The sequence below is a fragment of the Nannocystis bainbridge genome, assembly GCF_028368995.1.
Taxonomy (GTDB): Bacteria; Myxococcota_A; Polyangia; order Nannocystales; family Nannocystaceae; genus Nannocystis; species Nannocystis bainbridge.
The window spans coordinates 1-18920 of sequence record NZ_JAQNDL010000002.1 but is presented as its reverse complement, the minus strand read 5'-3'; the positions used below and the strand labels follow the sequence as shown (position 1 = coordinate 18920).

The window sequence follows — 18920 nt, the reverse complement described above, 5'->3', positions numbered from 1 at the left end:
CCGTGTCTCAACGATTCTCGCGTCGTCGGTGGTTGCTCGGGGTCGGCTCCGCCAGCCTCGTCTTGCCCGCGCTCGAGCTGTTCGAAGTCGGCACCGCCCGCGCCGCCGGGCCCAAGCCGCGCCTGCTCGTCTACTACTTCCCCAACGGTCACCGGCCCGAGTGGTGGGTCCCGCAGCTCGTCGACAACCAGCTCGTGTACCCGGCCCAGGCGGCCGCGCTGCAGCCGTTCGCCGACCGCGCCCTCGCGCTCGAGAACCTCTCCAACAACGCCGCCATCGCCAGCCCCGGGGCCGCCCACGCCATGGGCACCGGCACCATCATGACCGGGCGGCACATCGTCGACCTCAGCGGCCACATGCAGAACGGCGTCTCGCTCGATCAGCTGCTCGTGCAGCAGCTCGCGCCCGACACCCGCTTCAAGTCGCTGCAGTGGAGCGCCGGCGAGCCCGGCCCGTGCGACGTCGGCGGCTCCTCCTGCGCCTTCACCCAGAGCATCTCGTGGACCGGCCCCGGCTCGCCGCTGGTCGCCACCATCGATCCGAGCGCCGCCTTCGAGCGCCTGTTCGGCGCCGGCGTCGACGGCCTCACCGGGCCCCCGGCCGACCTGCGGCGCCAGACCAAGCAATCGGTCATCGATTTCGTCCGCGACGACGCGCGCGTCCTCCAGCAGCAGCTCGGCGCCGCCGATCGCACCACCCTCGAGGCTTACTTCGACGCCCTCCGCGACCTCGAGCTCAGCCTCGCCAGCAGCGGCGCCGAGTGCTCCGCCGACCCGCAGCCGCCGGTGCCCGGGCTCGACTACGCCGGCCGCGTCGACGCCTTCCATCAGCTGATCCGCCTGGCGTTCCTGTGCGACCAGACCCGCATCATGAGCTTCATGATCGAGTTCGGCCTCAGCTGTCGCTCGCACGATTTCCTGGCCGCTCCGGGCGGTCACCACGCCCTGTCGCACTTCGGCGATCAGGCCGCCAAGGACCGGCTCGAGAAGGTCGAGACCTGGCAGAACCAGCAGCTCGGGGCCTTGCTCGGCCTCTTGCGCGACACCCCCGGCACCACCGGCGCCACCCTGCTCGACGAGACGATCGTGCTCGCCATCGCCAGCATGGGCGAGGGCAACGGCCACGATCACGGCCACAACTGCCCGATGTTGTTCGGCGGCACCGGCGTGATCGCCACCGGCAACCGCAAGCTCGCCTTCCCGCTCGACGCCCAGCCGCCGCTGACCGACCTCCACGTCAGCCTGCTCGACGCCTACGAGGTCGAGGGCAGCTTCGGCTTCGACGGGGCCGTGTTCGGCGACGACGGCACCGCGCCGATCGACGGCGTCGTCCTGTGAGCGCGATGACCCGGTCCGCCCTGGTCCTCGGGCTCATCGCCCTCGCGCCGACCGCCGTGAGCGCCGCCGGCCCGGTCGGCGTCGTCACGGCCGACTGCAGCGGCGTGTCCGGCTGGGCCCAGGATCCCGACACCCCGCCGACCACGATCGACGTCCACCTCTACTTCGACGGTCCGGCCGGCGATCCGGCGGCGACCGGCGTGCCCCTCACCGCCAATCGTCCGCTCGACGGCGGCTGTCGCGGCGAGCAGTGCCAGCACGGCTTCCGCGGCGCCCTCCCGCTGAGCCGCCTCGACGGCCAGCCGCACGCCGTGCACGCCTACGGCATCGACACCAACGGCGATCCCAACCTCGAGCTGTCGGGCTCGCCGGCCGTCTACACCTGCCCGCCGCTGCCGGTCGTCGGCAACGTCAAGCGCCACATCGCTGGCCCGTCGATCCTCGACCAGTGGCACTTCTCGACCTACTTCGATCTGATGAAGGTCGCCGACCTCGCCATCGCCGGCACGCCGATCGGCGCCACCGTCGCTGGCCCGCCGCAGCTCGCCCTCGCCGAGGGCACCACCGAGCCGCTGTGGCTGATCGATCAGGGCTTTCGCCGCCTCGTCGCCCCCGACAGCCTCGGCGCCTGGCGCTTCGACCCCGCCACGGCCGCGATCATGCCGGCCGACGCGATCGCCGGCCTGCCCGAGGGCACGCCCGTGGCCGCGCGCCCGATCCTGGTCCAGGGCACCGGCGACGAGGTGTGGCTGCTCGACGAGCACCAGTGCGGCGTCGGCGATGCCAACCCCGCCTGCCCCGAGCCGATGGCCCCGACCACCGGCGATCCGGGCGAGACGACGGGCGGCAGCACGACCGCCCCCGATGAATCGGACAGCGACGGCGCCCCGACCTCGAGCAGCTCTGGCGACGAGACCGGCAGCTCCGGCGAGACCGGCGTCGACCTCTCGACGAGCGGCGCGACCGCGTCGGAGACCGGCGAGCCCGAAGCGTCGGGCGAGGGCGAGGGCTGCGGCTGCCGCGGCGCCCCGCAGGGTCCCGCGTGGCTGCTGGTGCTCCTGCCCCTGCTGCGCCCGCGCCGTCGCCCCTGACCGGGCATGTCCCTTCGGGCATGCCCGCTCGGGCATGCGCGAGTCATGCACAGGCATGCGCGAGTCATGCCCGAATCATTCCCGTGCATGCCCTCCGGGAGGCTCGCCGATAGGCCTACTCGGGCTTGCCCCTTCGGATGCGGCCCATCGTCAGCGTACGGGCCACGTCTGTACATGTCCCTTCGAACATGGCCGTTCTCTCGCGCCACTCACGGACATGTCCCTTCGAACATACCCGCTCGCAGCACTCGCGGGCAGTTCGTACGCGGGTCCGTCCGGACCTGCCCGTTCGGACAGGCCTACGCACACATGCCCTGCACGCCCGCACAGACACGATTTGGGCATATGCCCGCCCGGACATGCTTTTTAGAACATGTCCGGAAGAACATGCCCATTCGGGCATGCCCTATCGGACATACCCGAACAGTCATGCGCGCCCGGCGACCGCCGGGCGACCGATCAGTCGGCGCCCCAGGTCTGCTTGGCGAGCCACGACAGGAAGTCGCTACCCACCACCCGGCGGCTCGGCTCGTCGTGCCAGAACGACAGGATCTGCCCGCGCGTCCCGCCCTTGCCGGGCGCCAGGTCGACCACGTCGTGGTTGCCCGAGCCGTCGTAGGTGACGGGCACCCACTCGGGGATCCACCACTTCTGCTGCACGCCCGGGCCGGGGTCGCTGTGGGCGTTGTCGCCGAACACGCCCTTGTCGAGCAGGTCCTTCCAGATCTTCCACTCGTCGGCGATGCGCTCGAGCGACAGCAGCTCGCGCTCTTCGAGCTCGAAGCGGCTGCCGCCTCCGTCGTGCGCGAGGTACCAGGCCTTGACCGCGTCGGGCAGCACCAGCCCGAGCGTCTGCTCGAGCTTGGCGATCGCGGCCGGGCTGGCGCCTTTCGGCAGCTTGACCCCGGCCGCGCTCGCGCCCGCCTCGATCTTGGCGATCAGCTTGGCCGCACGAGCGGCCGGATTGCCCTTATGTTTGCCCGCAGCCTGCCCGTCGCGGGCGACCTTCGTCGCCGGCGTCGTCGCTACCTTCGTCGCGCGCGCGGCCTTCACCGCGCCCGGCTGCGGGCTTCTAGCGGAGTCGTCCGAGCTCTTGGACGCCTTCTTGCCGCCCTTGGCCCGCTTCGACCCGCTCTTCTTGCCCTTGGCCTTGGTCGTGCCCTTGCGCGGCGCCGCGACCTCGGCCTGCTTGCCCGCGGCAGCGGCCTTCGGCGCGCCGGCCTTGGCGGCCTTCTTCGCCGTCTTCTTGGCGGTCTTCTTGGCCGCCGGCGCCTGCGTCGCCTTGCTCGCGGCCTTGCCCGCCTTGGCGGCCTTGCGGCCCGCCTTCTTGGACCCGCTCTGGGCCTTGGCGATGACCGCCTTGACCGTCGAAGTCGCGGCCTCGACCGCCGCCTTCGTCACGCTGGCGACCGTCTGCACCGCGTTGGCCAGCGCCGCGCCGGCCTTGCGCCCGCCCTTCTTGGCCGCCTTCTTGCTCTTCGCCGCCAGCTCGACGACCGGCGTCGCGTAGTCGGCCGCGAGGCTCGACTGCTTGCCCTTGCCGCCCTTGCCGCCCTTGCCGCCCTTGCCGCCCTTGCCCTTGGCCGGCGCCCCGTAGTCGGCGCCGACGTTGGCCTTGGACTTGGACTTGCCCGCCTTCTTGCCCGTGCCGAGCGCGGCCGCGGCCGCCTCGATCACCTGGGCCGCGATCTTGCTCGCCTCGGTCGCGCGCGGCGGCGCCAGCTTGCCGCGCTTCTTGCCCGCGCCCGTCGAGCCGCCGGCGATCCACGGGGCCGCGGACGCCTTCGTCACCTTGCTCGCGGCCTTGCTCGCCTTCTTGGTCGACCGGGTCCCGGTCGCCTTGGCGGCCTTCGGCTCGGCCTTCGCCTTGCTCGCGGACTTGGCCGACTTCTTGGCGGCCTTCTTCGCGGGCGCCGTCGCCTCGCCGGCCGCCTTCTTGCTGGCCTTCTTACCGGGCTTCTTGCTCGCGGCCGCCGGCTTCGCCTTCGTCGCCTTCTTGCTCGCCGACTTGGCCTTCGCGGCCGCCGGCTTCGCCGAGGTGCCCTTCGCGGCCTTCGACGTCGCGCCGGTCGTCGCCTGCGTCGCCTGGGTCTTGCTTGCGGCCTTGCGCGCCGTCGCCTTCGCAGCCGTCTTCTTCGCCCCCGCCGTCTTCTTCGCCATCCGGGTAAACCTCGCCTTCGCCTGTGGTGATACACGCCGGATCGGCCGCTTCGCAAGCGTCCCCGCGCCGCGATCGCTATCCATCGACATTACGCGTGGCAGTCGTCACCCCGCGCGACAGCGACGGACGAACGGCGAATCGACGTAGGATGGCGCCGGCCATCGAACCGGCGGCCTGGCCTTTCGGCCACGATCCTGTCGACGATCCTGCCACCAATCGACGGAAACGCCGGGGATCTCCTCGCCGGAGGCGGAGCACCGGCCAACTCGGCTCAGCCCGCCTGCCGGCGCGCCCGTTCGACCCCCGGGACCCGCTCGATCTTCGTCAGCACGCGCACCAATTGCTCGTTGCTTGACACCTCGAGCGTGGCCGAGATCGAGGCCGACTGCTCCTTCTTGTTCGTCGTCACCGTCGTCCCGCTGACGTTGATGCCGAGGTCGGCGAACACCTCGACGATGTCGCGCAGCAGGCCGATACGGTCGCTGCCCTGGATCATGATCGTCACCGGATAGCGGCGGCGGTTCTCGTTGCCCCACGCGATCTCGATCAGGCGCTCGGGCTCGGGGCTGCTGAGGATGTTGGGGCAATCGCGGCGGTGGATGGCGATGCCGCGGCCGCGGGTGATATAGCCGATCACCGCGTCACCCGGCACCGGCGTGCAGCAGCGGGCCGGGTGGCTCAGCACTCCGCCCTGGCCCTCGACGCTGACCCCGCCGGCGCCCCCCGGCTTGCTCGGCGGGCGCTTCGGGCTGGCCTCGGGGACAGACCCCGAATGCGTCGACGTCGCCGTCGCGGCCAGGCGGGCCGCCTCGGCCACCAGCTTGGCCGCCTCCTGCTGCGCGCGCTCGGCGTCGAGGATCTTGGCCGCCACCGCCTGGGTGGCGATGTCGCCGAACCCGATCGCCGAGAACAGCTCCTCCGGCGTGTGGTGATTGGCGAACAGCTTGACGTACTCGTCGTGGCGCGGGCGATCGATGCCGAGGCGCTTCAGCTCGCGCTCGAGCGACTCGCGGCCCTGCACGATCGCCGCCTCGCGGCCCTGCTGGCGGAACCACTGCCGGATCTTGTGGCGCGCGCTCGAGGTGGCCGCATACCCGAGCTGCGGGCTCAACCAATCGCGGCTCGGCTGGGCTGTCTTTTGGGTCAGGATCTCGATGCGGTCGCCGGTCTGCAGCTTGTGGTCCAGCGGCACGATCTGGCCGTTCACCAGCGCCCCGCGGCAGCGGTGGCCGACGTCGGTGTGCACGCGGTAGGCGAAGTCGACCGGCGTCGCCCCGACCGGCAGGTCGATGACGTCGCCGCCGGGCGTGAACACGTAGACCTGGTCCTGGAAGATGTCGGTCTTGAGCGACTCGACCATGTCGTGCGGATCGGTGACCTCCTTCTGCCAGTCGATCAGCTGCCGCAGCCAGTTGAACTTGGCGTCGGCCATGCGCCCGGCCTTGCGGCTCTCTTTGTAGGCCCAGTGGGCGGCCACGCCGTACTCGCCGAATTGGTGCATCTCGGCGGTGCGGATCTGGACCTCGAGCGAGCGCCCGCCGGGGCCGACGATCGCGGTGTGCAGCGACTGGTAGCCGTTGGGCTTGGGGCGGGCGATGTAGTCGTCGAACTCGCCGGCGATCGGGGTCCACAGCCCGTGGACGATGCCGAGCACCGCGTAGCAGTCGGGCACCGAGTCGACCAGCACCCGCACCGCGCTGACGTCGTAGATCTCGGCGAACGCGACCCGCTTGCGCTGCATCTTCTTGTAGATGCTGTAGATGTGCTTGGGCCGGCCGCTGATCTTGCCGTGGATGCCGGCCTCCTCGATGCGCGCCTGCAGCGTCAGGATCGCGTCGCGGATCATGCCGTCGCGCTCGTCCCGCTTGGCCGCCAGGGCCGCGCCGATCTGGCGGTAGATGTCCGGCTCGAGCTCCCGCAGGCACAGGTCCTCGAGCTCCCACTTGAGGTGGAAGATGCCGAGGCGGTTGGCCAGCGGCGCGTAGATCTCGAGCGTCTCGCGGGCGATCCGCCGCCGCTCGGCCTCGTCGTCGCGGCTCCGCAGCGAGCGCATGTCGCGGAGGCGCAGCGCCAGCGCCACGATCACCACCCGCACGTCAGCGGCGATCGCCATGAACATCTTGCGCAGGCTCTCGCCGTCGTCGCCGGCCGGCCGGTCCCAGCGCATCATCGCCACCCGACGCACGCCGTCGACGATCGCCTGCGCGTCGGGCCCGAGCGCCTCGCCGACCGCCTCGATCTTGATCGCGCCCGAGATCGCCGCGTCGGCCACCATCGCGGCCGCCAGGGCCGGCGGATCGAGGCGCAGCTCGGTCAGCATGTCGGCCGCGACCACCCCGCGCAGGGCCGCGGCCGCGTCGCCCGTGGCCGCCAGATCGTGGGCCTTGCCGACCAGCACGGCGCCGTCGCTGTATCGACTGGCGATCTTGTCGCGCAAGCCGTCGAGGTTGCTCTCCGCCGCCTTGACCATGCCCTCGGACAATAGGCGCTGGCCCGCCCCCTCGCCAGCGAAATTCTCGCACGGGCCCGTCAGGCCCGGGCTGTCCCGCGGTGAGCATCGCCGTCGAAAGTCTCAGTCCGGCGCCCGCAGCCGCGCCGCGACCGTGCCGACGATCGCCCCGCCCGCCAGCGCCGCCAGGTGGGCCGCGCCGCCGACCGGACCGACCAGTCCCAAGAGACAGGCGCCGAGCCAGGCCGCCGCCAGCACCACCTCGGCCTCGCGCGCCGCGCCCCCGCGCCGCTCGGCGGCGGCGAGCCCGAGCAGCCCGAACACCGGCGTCGACAGGCCGATGCAAGCTGTCCCGAAGTACATGGTCTGAACGACATTGCCCAAGAGACCGAAACCGATCACCGCCGCGGCCAGCGCGAGCGTGCCGCGCCGGGCCTCGAACCGGCGCGCCAGCTCGGGCCACGTGGCGGCCACGAACAGCAGGTGCAGCGGCCCGGAATGGACGATCACGGGGGTGAGCCACGGCCCCGGCGCGCCCGCCGACAGCCCGCTCGCCGCGGGCAGCAGCCGCGTCAGCAGCGGCGCGGCCGGATCGCCGAGCCGGGTCATCAGCGCCGCGACCGCGGCCAGCAGCAGCAGCGCCCACGTCAACGGCGTCGGCGACGACAGCGTCCACGCCCACCACGCCGGCGCCCGGGGCAGCGCCGCGGCGGTCGCCTCGCGCCGTCGGGTCTCGGGGCGGATCCGCACGGCCTCGCGCGGCACGGCGAAGCGGGCCGCGCCCGGCTCGCGGCAAAACGACGCCAGCTCGTCGCGCGCCCGCGGCAGCGCCTCCTCCTCGATCACCCACACCGTCCAGCCCTCGCGCGCCGGGCCCAGCCGCGCGGCGATGCCCTGCGTCCGCAGATAGTCGGCGAAGCGCCGGGCCTGGCGCGACTCGGGGATGACGCCGGCGGGTCGCATGCGGCCGGGGCACAACCCGCGGGCCCGCGGCGCTATTTCATTCGATCTGCAGCGTCGCCGACTGACCGTAATGATCGGACAGCTCGAACGCGCCGGCCGCCCCGAAGTCGAGCGGTTCGGTGTACTCGAGCGCCGTCGCCACCACGCGGGCGTGCCGCGCGACGTCGCGGACGAAGATGTAGTCGAGCCGCGCCGGGTACTCGGTCGCCCCGTACTGCTGGAAGTACAGCGAGTTGCAGTCGGTGCCGGTGAACGTGTCGGCCGGGATGCTCGCGCAGCGGCCCGCCAGCGGCTCGTCGCGGTACGGCGCGAACGCGAACGGCAGCAACAACTGCTGCATGCGGGCCACGTCGTCGGCCGGCTGCAGCGCGCTGCGGCTGTCGTAGAGCCCGCCGTAGTGCAGCATCAGCGGATACATCATCGCGTTGTGCCACCAGCCCGACAGCACCTCCTCGCCGGTGCTGCCGAATCGATCGTCGGGGTAATACGGCCCGGCGTTGAAGTCGCCGCCGATCAGCACCACGTCCTCGTCGTCGTGGCTGCTGGCTCGCCCGCCGAGCACCCGCGCCTGCACGTCGCGCTCCTGCCACAATTCGGGGAATGCGGTCAGGTGCGTCGCATAAAGGTGGATCCGCCGCCCGGTCGGCGCGTGCGTGAAGCTCCAGCGGATGAGCCCGCGCTTGATCCCCGGCCCCGGGAACAGCTCGATCTCCCGCTGGGCCGCGAATTGCTCCTCCCCGAACTCCTGCTTCGCCGCGCCGATCAGCGCCTCGCGCACCAGAATCACCAGCCCGTGCTGCACGTGCTTGTCTTTGCTGCCGGCGTAGATCGCATAGCCCTGCCGCTCCGCCTCGGCCGCGAAGCGCTCGACGTCGACCAGCTCCCACGCCTCCTGCAAGAACAGCACGTCCCAGCCGTCGGCGAGCAGCCGCCCCGGCGCCTCGGCCCGGCGCTCGCGGTAATACGGCACGCCGACGTGGGTGAACGGGTACCAGCGATTCAGCAGCCCGACGTTGTACGTCAGCACCTTGAGCGTCGCCGGCTCGGCCAGCGGCGGCAATCCGGCGTGCTCGCTCGCCTGCGCTGCCAGCAACGGCGACGGATCGGGCGCCGCGTCGAAGCGCAGCCGCTCGGCGAAGAACAGGTCGCTCACGCGCAGCGTCTCGCCGTCCTGCAGCGCCGCCGCCAGGTGCTGCAGCGCCGGGCTGTCGATCAGCATCACGTCGTCCTCCGGCCGCGAGCCGAGGTCCCCGGGGACCTCGTCGTCGGCGCAGGCCGGGGCGAGCAGCAGGAGGGCGGCGAGCGTCAGGCGGTGCGCGTGCATCGGCGTTCCTCCGTCAGAAGCGGCCGGTCAGGCCCAGCCCGGCGAAGCCCGGACCCAGGCTCGGCGCGACCTGGACGCGCGCCGCGGCCCGCGAATAACCTGTCGCATAGGCCAGGTGCGCCGCGCCGGCGAAGATCGCCCCCGCGCCGACCCAGAAGGTCGTCTCGAGCGTCGTATAGGCGCAGCGGTTGCTCGGGCAGGCGTCGGCGATCGGCAGGAACAGCGCCCGCGACAGCGCCCACAGCCCGAGCCCGCCGCCGAGCAGCCCGATCCCGACCAGGCGCATGCGCCGGGCGTCGCGCAGCTTGCCGAGCCCCGCCTCGTGCCCGCCGCGGCGATACGCCCCCGCGGTCAGCAGCCCGAGACCTGGCCCGAAGAACATGAGGTTGTTCCAGTTGGTCACGAACACCAGGTTCGCGGTGCTCCAGCGCGCGAACGGATCGTTCGGCACGATCTGCGCCGCGGTCGACCAGAACACCTCGAGCCCGATCCGCCCGACCACCCCGAGCCCCGTCAGCACCCCGCCCGCGATCAGCAGCCCGCGTCCCGTCTTGGCCCGCCGCACCGGCGAGCTCACGACCACCGCCGGCCGGGTCGCGGGCGGAGCCGGCACCAGCGCCCCGGGAGCCGCCGGATCGGCCGGGGTCGGCGACGTCGAGGTTGCGGCCTCCGTGCCGTCGACCGCCGCCGGCGAAGCACCGCTCGCCTCTTCGCCCGGAGCAGCGAGCACGACAGCGAGCAGGAGCTTCGACACGACCATGAGGTCCCGCCACGATAGCGGCTCCGCCGTCCCTTGTCATGAGCGGCCCGCGCGCGAACCCGCACGCAGCGAGCAGCGCCCGGCACGTCCTGGAAGACCCTGCACAGCGAGTCTCGCGCGGCCCGGTGCGACCCCGCCCGACAACATGTCCTCGCGGTCAGGTCGATTCACGCCCTCGACCGCGAGGCGACCGTCATCTGTCCTCGAGGTCACGTCGATCACGACCTGCCCCAGGACCCGTCGAATCACTCACCGACGACTAAGCCATTCGGACATGTCTCTATGCACATGTCCTCGGGGACAGCCGCCCGGCACCCTCGTGCCGGGCGACGCTCACGAGCCCGCCGCCTGGCGCGGCGGAGTCATCCTCGCTCAGGCGGCCCGACGGCGGCGGCGGGCGAACAGCAGCCCGACCCCGAGCACCCACGCGAACCCGGCGTCGTTGCCGACGCTGCAGCCCTTCTTCGCCACCGGCGGCGGCTCTTGCGGCTCCGAGCCCGGCGGCGGCGTGGCCGGCTCCGGGGTCGGGTCCGGCGCGGCGGCGCAGGCCAGCTCGAGCTCGACCGCCGGCGTCGTGATCACGTGCACCCGATCGGGCGAAGCCACCTCGACCTCGACCTTGTGCTTACCGGGCTTCAGCGCCTCGGGCTGCTCGCAGACCACGAACAGCTTGTCGGTGCCGACCTCGCCCGTCCACGTCCGGCCCGGATCGACGTGATTGCACAGCCCCGCGCTGGCGTTCCACACCGCGCCGTCGACCCGCGTCTCGTACACCAGGTACTCACGCATCGCCTCGGCCTCGGCCGGCAGCTCGACCTTGAGGGTCGCCGTGGCCGCGGCCACCTCTGCGCTGCAACTGGCCGGGTGGGCCACTTGAATCTTCTCCTGCGCCGGCGCCCCCGCCGTCACCGTCGCCTGCGGCAGCGCCAGCGGGCCGGCCGCGATCGTCACGGTCGTCGTCGTCTCGGGCTTCGGCACGTCGGCCGCCGCCGGGTCGAGCGACTTGCGGGTCTCGGCCGCCAGCGGCCCCTCGCGCACCGTCACCTCGAACACCTGGCCCGGCTTGAACTTCGCGGCCGGCACGATCACCTCGACCGGCCCCTTCTCGACGATCGTGTGCTTGACCGGCACCTTCTTCTTGCCGTCGACGCGCACCACGGTCACGCGACCCTTCGCGCTGCTCAGCTTCTCGTCGCCGGTCCACGCGAAGCCCTCCGCGTCCGCCGGCACCGAGCCGCCCGCGCCGACGTAGAGCTTGCCGCCGCCGAAGCCCTGCCGCAGGCAGGAGCACGCCTTTGCTTCGCCCTCGCCCATGCTCGCGAGGGCCACGCTCACCAGGACAACCATTCGTAAGAGTCGCATCGCCGGCATGGTACACGTCCGCGTTCGATCGTCAACCAGCCGGCCCCACGCCCCTTCCCCTGAGGCTTCGCTGCGACGGTCGCCGGAGCTGGCGCTCGTGTCACGATCGTGCTGCCGCGCCCGGCGGATCCTCCTCGTCCTACAGCGGACATCCACCGTTCCTGGCGTCGCCTGACGTCGGCCCCAAGATCTCGTCCGCATGTCTCCCTGGATTCGCACGCACGCGAGCCGCGATTCACCAGTGTCGCGGGGCCGTGCTAGCTTCCTCGCGCGTGCGCCGGATCTCCCTCGCTCTCCTCCTCCTCGCCACCGCCTGCGCCGGCAATCGTAACCTGCGCCCTGACGCCCGCGCCGAGCTCGACGCGCTCGCGGCTCGCGGCGCCCTCCAACCTGGACAGCCGATCGCCGCCGCCGCGCTCGAACCGCTGAACGCTCGCTTCGCCGAGGCCCGGATCATCGGCCTCGGGCGGCCGCTCGCCGGCGGGCACGAGTTCGTCGTCCTCGCGCGCGACCTCTTCCTCGCCCTCGTCCGCGATCACGGCGTCACCGGCCTCGCCCTCGACGTCAGCATCAAGGCCGGCTTCGCCCTCGACGCCTGGGCCACCGCCGCCGGCGCGCCCGACCTCGACGCCCTCGACGCCATCCTCCTCGACCTCGACGAGCCCGCCCTGCGCACCGCCGAATTGCGCGACTTCATCGCCGCCGTGCGGGCCCACAACGCGGCTGGCCCGAAGGGCATGTTGCACGTCCACGGCACCGACCCTGGCGAGCTCGACAGCGTCGCGCGCGGCTACCTCGGCTACCTCGAGTTGGTCGATCCGGACCACGCCGCCCGCGCCACCGCCATCCTGCGCGGCGGCGACGGCCCCGGCCTCGCGGCCCTGCTCAAGCGCTTCGACGCCCAGCGGCCCGCCTACGTCGAGCGCAGCTCCGCCTCCGCCTACGCCCGCGCGCGCATGCAGGCCGAGGCCTCCGTGCAGCTGCTCGACCAGGCCGAGAGCTGGGCCTTCGACGCCCCCGAGTTCCACCGCGCGCGCAACCTCGACCTCGCGCTGCAGCTCGGCGGCCCCGGCTACAAGCTGTTCTTCTGGGGCGAGAACCGGCGCGCCGCCGCCGACGTCCCCGGCGGCGCGCCCTCGGTCGGCGAGTACCTGCGGCAGTGGCACGGCCGGGCCTACGTCGCCATCGGCGGCCTGTTCGTGCGCGGCCGCGCCGTGCTCGAGCGCAGCGACGGCCGCCTGTGCCCGCTCGAGTTGCCACCTGCCCGTGCGGGCAGCTTCGACGCCGTGTTCGCCGGCCTCGCCGGCCCGGCCCTGCTCGCCGTCCCGACCCTGCTGCGCGGCTCGAGCCTGCAGCGCAGCCTCGGCGGCAAGCCGGCCATTCGCGCCATCGAGGGCGCCTACGATCCCGTCGACGCCAGCCGCTACAACGACCCTTACAAGTCGCTGGCCACCGCCTTCGACGCCCTGCTCGTGGTCCCCACCGTCACCGCCGCCGGCCTCGCCCCCGGCCTCGGCAGACCGGGTCCCGACGGCTGCGTCGAACTGCTATGATTCATCGCCGGGCGCGAGCCGGCCGCCGATCTGTCCTTCAGGACATCTCTCGGCCGCGACCCCTCGCCGCCGTCGTCCGCAGGCCGGCGGTTCGAGTTCGCGCCCGCGGCCGAATCGACGGTGGCGCGATCATGATGGATTGACACCCGGGCCGGTCACGGCATACTCTCGCCCTCCCTGGGTCTCTCCATGTCGCTCGCCGCCCGCCGCTTGTTTTGCGCATCCTCGTACGCCCCGGCCTTTACGGCTGCTGCGCGCGTGCCAGGAGCGTATCGGGCCCCAGCGACAGTCCGCTGATTTTAGTCCGGGCCGCCGCGGCTCGTGACATTCCGACCCGACCGCGCGAGCGCGGCCGCGTCGGCGAGCACACGTCGGGTATCGCCGTGTCCTCGCATTGCCAGGACCTTCGTCCACGAAAGCACAGGTGCATCATGTCCAGCTTCGCCGTCCACGTCGTGCGTGTGGCCATCGAGCCGCACGACAACGCTGATTCCCTCGAGATCGCCCGCGTCGGTGACTACCGCTCGATCGTCCGCAAGGGCCAGTTCACCAGCGGAGAGCTCGTCGCGTACATCCCGGAGCAGGCCATCGTCCCCGACCCGCTGCTCGACGAGCTCGGCCTGCGGGGGCGGCTGTCCGGCAAGGACACGAACCGGGTCAAGGCCATCAAGCTGCGCGGGGTGCTGTCGCAGGGCCTGGTCTACCCGGCCCGCCCGACCTGGTCCGAAGGCCAGGACGTCACCGCCGAGCTCGGCATCCTCAAGTATGAGCCGGCCGTGCCGTCGCACATGAACGGCCACGTCTACGGCGCCGGCCCCGATCGCTGCGTCAAGTACGACATCGAGAACGTCAAGGCCTTCCCCGACGTCCTCGTCGAGGGCGAGCCCGTCGTCTTCACCGAGAAGATCCACGGCACGTGGTGCCAGCTCGGGCTGGTGCCGAACGACGCCGCGGGCGAGCACGGGCCGCTGATCGTCAGCAGCAAGGGCCTCGCGGCCAAGGGCCTCGCCTTCACGCCGGCCGCCACCGAGAATCAGCACAACCTGTACCTCCGGGTCGCCCGCCACCTCGACTTCGAGGCCCGCGCCGGGCGAGTGTTCGCCGAGGAGCTGGCCGCCGGTCGCCCGGTGTTCGTGCTCGGCGAGGTGTTCGGCGCCGGCGTGCAGGACCTGGCCTACGGCTCGAAGACCGATCAGGACCGCCACCTCGGGTTCCGCGTGTTCGACATCTACACCGGCTGGTACGGCCAGGGCGGCTTCCTGTCCGACGCCGACCTGCAGGCCGCCTGCAGCGCGCTCGAGCTGCCGCGCGTGCCCGTGCTCTACCGCGGCCCGTTCAACCGCGCGACCATGGCTGAACACACCGATGGCCGCGAGACCGTGTCCGGCCAGGCCCTCCACGTCCGCGAAGGCATCGTCCTGCGCCCGCAGCTCGAGCGCCGTCACCCCGACCTCGGCCGGGTCCAGCTCAAGAGCGTGTCCGAGAAGTACCTGCTGCGCAGCGGCGGCACCGAGTACAACTGAAGCGGGCCGCCGGGTGCGGCGAATCGCAGGTCGCCTGCGATTCGCCGCACCGCTCACCGCCGGCGCTTGCCGGCCCAGGCGGTATAATCAAACAGCGGATCGAACAGCGGCCCGCGATTGGGCGCCCCGAAATGAATGGTGGGCGCGCGATCGGCGGTGAGCAAGGCGAGCAGCCGCTCCACGGTGGCCGCGCCCGGCAGCAACATGGCAGTCGGATCCTCCGAATGCACCGAGTCGGTCCCGTACTCGCGCTCGGCCCGGTGGCGGGCCGCCTCGCTGACGGCGATCCGCAGCGGCACCCACCGCTGCGGCGCGCCCTGCGGAGCGAACGCCCGCCAGGCCACGGCGATCAGCGCCTCCTCGTCGATCGAGAAGCAATGACACGCCTCGGCCCGCTCGGCCCACAGCCGCATCATCTGCCGCGGGCCGAAGCCGAAGCGCGTGTCGACGTGGACCGTCGCCGGGCAGGTATCGGCGGCCGCCCACACGTCGCGCAGCTCCTCGAAGCGATCGAAGCCGGCCTGGGCCGTCAACGTGCGCCCCGCCAGCGCCTCGCGCACCCACGCCGGCGCGCTCGGCCGCGGCAGCGCCGGCTCGGGCGAGGCGACCACCAGCCGCAGCTCCCATTCACCGGCGAGCCGCTGCAGCGCGGACCAGTGCTTGTCGAGGCGGACATCGCTGCGCAGCGCCAGATAGATCGGCTCCGGCGGGCGCGTTTCGCCGCTGGCGCGCCGGAGCCGGCGGTCGTCCTCGAGCGCCGCCACGGCCTGCACCAGCGCCGGCCATTCGTGGTCCGAGGTCGGTCCGTAAAGGATCGGCCCCACGTCGGCCCCGTGCATCGGCGCGCCGGCCGATGACACCGGCAACGGCCAATCCTCGCGCTGCACGTGCGGACCCCCGAGCCGCCCTTCCAGGTCGGCGAAGCTCCGGCGCATCCGCTCGACCTGCTCGCCGCAGGTGCCCAGCGTGATCGCGGGCGACGTGAGGGCGGCGCCGCAGAAGGGCAACGCGAGCGCGAGGGCGCGGATGAACAGGCGCGTGGACGACATGCCCCGGGCCGAACGCGGCGAGAGGCCGCCCGATCTCGCCGATGTGGCCAGGCTCACCGCTCTTCGAGACATGTCCTGAAGGACATATGATTCCCGCGCACCCCCGAACTGCAGATCGCCGGTCGCGCTCGCCCACGCGCCCCAGCCTCCAAAGTGAGACGACCCCCGACGAGCGCGGCATCCCCCGAGCGTTCGCCCTCGAGCGCGCGCTCGCATGTCGCAAGAGACATGTGCCCCTCACCCCGGTCGAGCTCGCTCGCGGGAGCGCTTGTCGCGAGAGTCACCGAGCGCCGACACCTCTCCCCCAATGTCGAGCGTGCTCACATGTCGCAAGAGACATGTTGCTCTCGCGCCGGTCGAGCCCGCTCGCGGCGCGACATCCCGGGTCGCAAGCCCACGGGTGATGCCGCGCCTCGGCCGAGCTCGCAGCCTGACGCGCCTGCGATGTCTCGCCGCCCGTCACTTCGAGCGGCCGCGCGGCGCCTCGCTCTCGTCCTCGAGCAGCGTCGGTTCGGGCTCGAGGCAGCTCGGGTCGTCGAAGCGCGGGCTGTTGACCCGCGTCGACACGGGGGAGTCGACCAGCATGTCGTCGGGCGCCGGGCCCAGCAGGTGCGCCAGAGCTGTCTTTTCGGCCATGTTGGCAGTGCGCGGCAGCGGTGCCAGCCAGCGGCCGAGCTGCCCGCGCGGCACGATCGCCGGCATGCGATCGTGGTGGCGCCCGACCGTGAGGTTCGCCCCCGTCGTCAGGATCGCGAACCTCCGCGTCACCTCGCCCGTCGCCTCGTCGCGCACGTCCTGATAGAGGCCCGCGAACACGATCAGGCGGCCGCCGGGCGTGTGGAACCAGTGCGGCTGGCGGTGCTCCTTCGGGCCTGACCACTCGTAGAACCCGTCGGCCAGGACCCCGCAGCGGCCGCGCGCGAACAGCTCGCGCGAGCCTGGCGCCGTCGCGGCCGATTCTGCGCGCACGTTGATCTGTGCCCCCGGGCGGTTGCCCGCGAGGTGCACGCCCCACAGGCCCAAATCGAGCCGCCGGCCCTCTTCCGGCGCCGCGTACACGATCGTCGTCGCCTGCGTCGGCGCGATGTTGTAGCGCGGGCGGTACGCTTCGCGCAGCTCCGGCGAGATCTCCGCCTGCACCACGCGCGCGAGCGCTTCGAGGTCGGGGGTCGTCAGCGTGTAGCGGCCGCACATGACTTGAGTGTCGCGCGGGATTGCCCCTTCGGCCAGTCCCTCGGTTATCTTTCCCCGCGTGCCGGAAAGGTCCTCCGCCGCACTCGCGCGCCTCGGCCGGATCCTCGGCAGCGCCGGCGTGAGGCTGCTGCTCAGCGCGGCGATCATCTTCAGCCTGATCCCCGAGCCGTGGGTCAAGCAGTACGAGCCGCTGCTGCTGGGGCTGTTCGCGCTCGAGTTCTCGCTACGACTCCTGCTGGCCGTGCGGCGCGAGACCGCCGACGACCCGCGGCAGCGCGGCTGGCGGTTGCCGCGGCCCGGGGCGCTCGCGCTGCTGGCCCTCGACCTCGTCGCCCTCGTCAGCTTCTTGCCGATCGACCCGCGTGCCTCGCCGTGGATGCGGAGCCTCCGCCTGCTGCGATTCGTGGTCCTGCTCGGCTACTGGGCCCCGCTGATGAAGGACCTGCGCACCGTCATGCTGCGGCGCGAGCGGGCCCGGCAGGTCGTCGTCATGGCGATGGTCGTCGGCCTGCTGTCGTTCGCGGGCGCGCTGTTCCTGCAGCAGAGCGAGGTCGACGATCGCGGCGTCGACTACGACGAGGACGGCGTGGTCGACCGCGACGACCACGACTTCTTCACCAAGCTGTGGTGGGCGTTCCGGCAGATCCAGGATCCCGGCAACATGATGGCCGCGCCCTCCGCTGCCAGCGTCGTCATCATCAGCCTGTGGCTCACCGTCGCCGGCCTGTTCCTCGTCAGCTTCCTCATCGGTCTAGGCAGCGACGTCGTGCGCGAGATGATGGAGCTGAGCCAGCTGCGGCCGCCCGGCCTGCACGGGCACACGGTGATCGTCAACATCACCGCCGCCACCCGTCAGCTGCTCGAGGAGCTGATGCGCTACTACCAAAAGCTGCTGCCGCAGGACGTGCGGCCGCTGTCGCGCTGGTGGTTCGTGCTCCTGCTCGACAACGTGCGGCGGGCGCTGATGGGCCCGCGCTACGTCGTCGTCGGCACCAGCCCCGAGCGGCCCGATTTCCTGCGCCGCAGCGAGCTGGCACGCATCGTCTACCGCCACGGCAGCGCCACCGACGAGGCGTTCATGCACCGCGCCGACATCGCCGTGGCCCAGCGGGTCGTGCTGCTGGCCGACACCTCCGCCGCCGAGCCCGACGCCGAGACCATCCGCGCCTCGCTGGCGATCGTCGAGGGCCTGCGCGACCCGAGCCCCGCCGACCCCGAGGAGGGCGCCGTCACCGGTTCGAACGTACAGGTCCAAAAGAACAGGTCCCGAAGGACAGCCCGCGTCACCGACGGCCACCTCACCCACCAGCGCGGGCGCGGCAAGCTGCTCATCGCCGAGATCCTCGACGAGCGCAACGTCCCGGCCGCCTGGGCCGCGCTGGCCTCGGGCGGCGGCGAGCTGCGGGCCTTCATCGTCGTCGTCGATCGCATGATCGCGCTGTTCCTCGCCTGCGTCGGCCGCACCGCCGGCATCGGCCCGCTGCTCGCCGAACTGCTGACCTGCACCGGCCACGAGATCTACACCTGCTTCTTCGACCAGCCGGAGCTCAGCTACAGCTGCGAGACCCCGCCGCAGCTGGCGGCCGAGCCGCACGCGGCGATGAACCAACTGACGCGGCGGGCGCGGATGTTGCCGCGGCGGCAGCGGCTGGTCCCGATCGGCCTCCTCTACGAAGAGGTCGACGAGCTCGGCATGCCCGACCTCGGCGTCGCCATCGGCGGCGACGACCGCCCCGCCGGCGCCATCGCCCCCACTTGCAACGGCTTCGTCGCGCTCGCCCCCAGCTTCGCCCACGTGCGCGAGTTCTCCGAGGCGCTGCGGCGCGAGCCCGACGGCGCCGTCTGGTCCGAAGACCAGGAGGCCGCCGCCCTGCACACCGTCACCGACGCCCCGCCCTTCGCCCGCGAGCCGCACCTCCCGCTGAAGCGGGTGCTGATCTGCGGCTTCCGCCCGGTCACCATCGCCCTGTGCGAGGCCCTGATCCTGGCCGAGCCCGAGGCCGACATCCTCGTGCTGGTGCCGACCGAAGCCGAGCGGCGGGCCGCGCTCGAGCGCATCCATGTCCACCGCGACATGGTCCAGAAGCGGCTGCTCCGCGGCTACCACGGGGCCCTCGCGCCGCGGCCCGAAGGTGACTCCTCCCACCATTACGA

Annotated in this window: 13 protein-coding genes; 5 read left to right on the top strand and 8 right to left on the bottom strand. The window is 72.2% G+C overall.

The features are described from left to right. Positions 1-2 precede the first annotated feature (2 nt). Both POL25_RS17830 and POL25_RS17825 read left to right on the top strand, forming a co-directional pair. A complete protein-coding gene (locus tag POL25_RS17830; RefSeq protein WP_272087277.1) occupies positions 3-1337 on the top strand; it encodes a DUF1552 domain-containing protein in 1335 nt (444 codons plus the stop codon). Between the two features lie 5 nt (positions 1338-1342). Next, positions 1343-2428 carry a hypothetical protein gene (locus tag POL25_RS17825; RefSeq protein WP_272087276.1) on the top strand — a complete coding sequence of 362 codons (1086 nt, stop codon included), beginning with the start codon at positions 1343-1345 and terminating at the stop codon, positions 2426-2428. Between the two features lie 459 nt (positions 2429-2887). Here POL25_RS17825 and POL25_RS17820 read toward each other — a convergent pair whose 3' ends face one another. The 6 genes from POL25_RS17820 to POL25_RS17795 form a co-directional block, all read right to left on the bottom strand. Continuing rightward, entirely contained in the window at positions 2888-4588 is a 1701-nt protein-coding gene (locus tag POL25_RS17820) for an SMI1/KNR4 family protein (RefSeq protein WP_272087275.1), read from the bottom strand. 272 nt (positions 4589-4860) lie between these two features. Continuing rightward, complete coding sequence (locus tag POL25_RS17815; protein WP_272087274.1) at positions 4861-7059, bottom strand: RelA/SpoT family protein; 2199 nt, start codon at positions 7057-7059, stop codon at positions 4861-4863. A gap of 102 nt (positions 7060-7161) precedes the next feature. Beyond that, complete coding sequence (locus tag POL25_RS17810; RefSeq protein WP_272087273.1) at positions 7162-8001, bottom strand: rhomboid family intramembrane serine protease; 840 nt, start codon at positions 7999-8001, stop codon at positions 7162-7164. 37 nt (positions 8002-8038) lie between these two features. Beyond that, complete coding sequence (locus tag POL25_RS17805) at positions 8039-9325, bottom strand: endonuclease/exonuclease/phosphatase family protein (RefSeq protein WP_272087272.1); 1287 nt, start codon at positions 9323-9325, stop codon at positions 8039-8041. 13 nt (positions 9326-9338) lie between these two features. Next, positions 9339-10085 (bottom strand): hypothetical protein, encoded by a 747-nt coding sequence (locus tag POL25_RS17800; protein ID WP_272087271.1) that lies wholly within the window; start codon positions 10083-10085, stop codon positions 9339-9341. 372 nt (positions 10086-10457) lie between these two features. Further along, positions 10458-11414: a hypothetical protein gene (locus POL25_RS17795; protein ID WP_272087270.1), complete on the bottom strand. Its 957-nt coding sequence runs from the start codon at positions 11412-11414 to the stop codon at positions 10458-10460. Positions 11415-11719: 305 nt separating this feature from the next. On the opposite strand from POL25_RS17795, the gene POL25_RS17790 reads away from it, so the two are divergent. Further along, on the top strand, positions 11720-13000 hold the full coding sequence (locus POL25_RS17790; protein WP_272087269.1) for an erythromycin esterase family protein: 1281 nt from the start codon (positions 11720-11722) through the stop codon (positions 12998-13000). A gap of 431 nt (positions 13001-13431) precedes the next feature. Next, positions 13432-14523, top strand: a complete 1092-nt coding sequence (locus POL25_RS17785; protein WP_272087268.1) for an RNA ligase (ATP) — start codon at positions 13432-13434, stop codon at positions 14521-14523. A 53-nt stretch (positions 14524-14576) separates the two neighbouring features. Here POL25_RS17785 and POL25_RS17780 read toward each other — a convergent pair whose 3' ends face one another. Then, positions 14577-15572, bottom strand: a complete 996-nt coding sequence (locus POL25_RS17780; RefSeq protein ID WP_272087267.1) for a hypothetical protein — start codon at positions 15570-15572, stop codon at positions 14577-14579. 459 nt (positions 15573-16031) lie between these two features. Further along, positions 16032-16766, bottom strand: a complete 735-nt coding sequence (locus POL25_RS17775) for an SOS response-associated peptidase (protein ID WP_272087266.1) — start codon at positions 16764-16766, stop codon at positions 16032-16034. A 58-nt stretch (positions 16767-16824) separates the two neighbouring features. On the opposite strand from POL25_RS17775, the gene POL25_RS17770 reads away from it, so the two are divergent. Further along, on the top strand, positions 16825-18920 hold a 2096-nt coding region (locus POL25_RS17770), incomplete at its 3' end, for a hypothetical protein (RefSeq protein ID WP_272087265.1).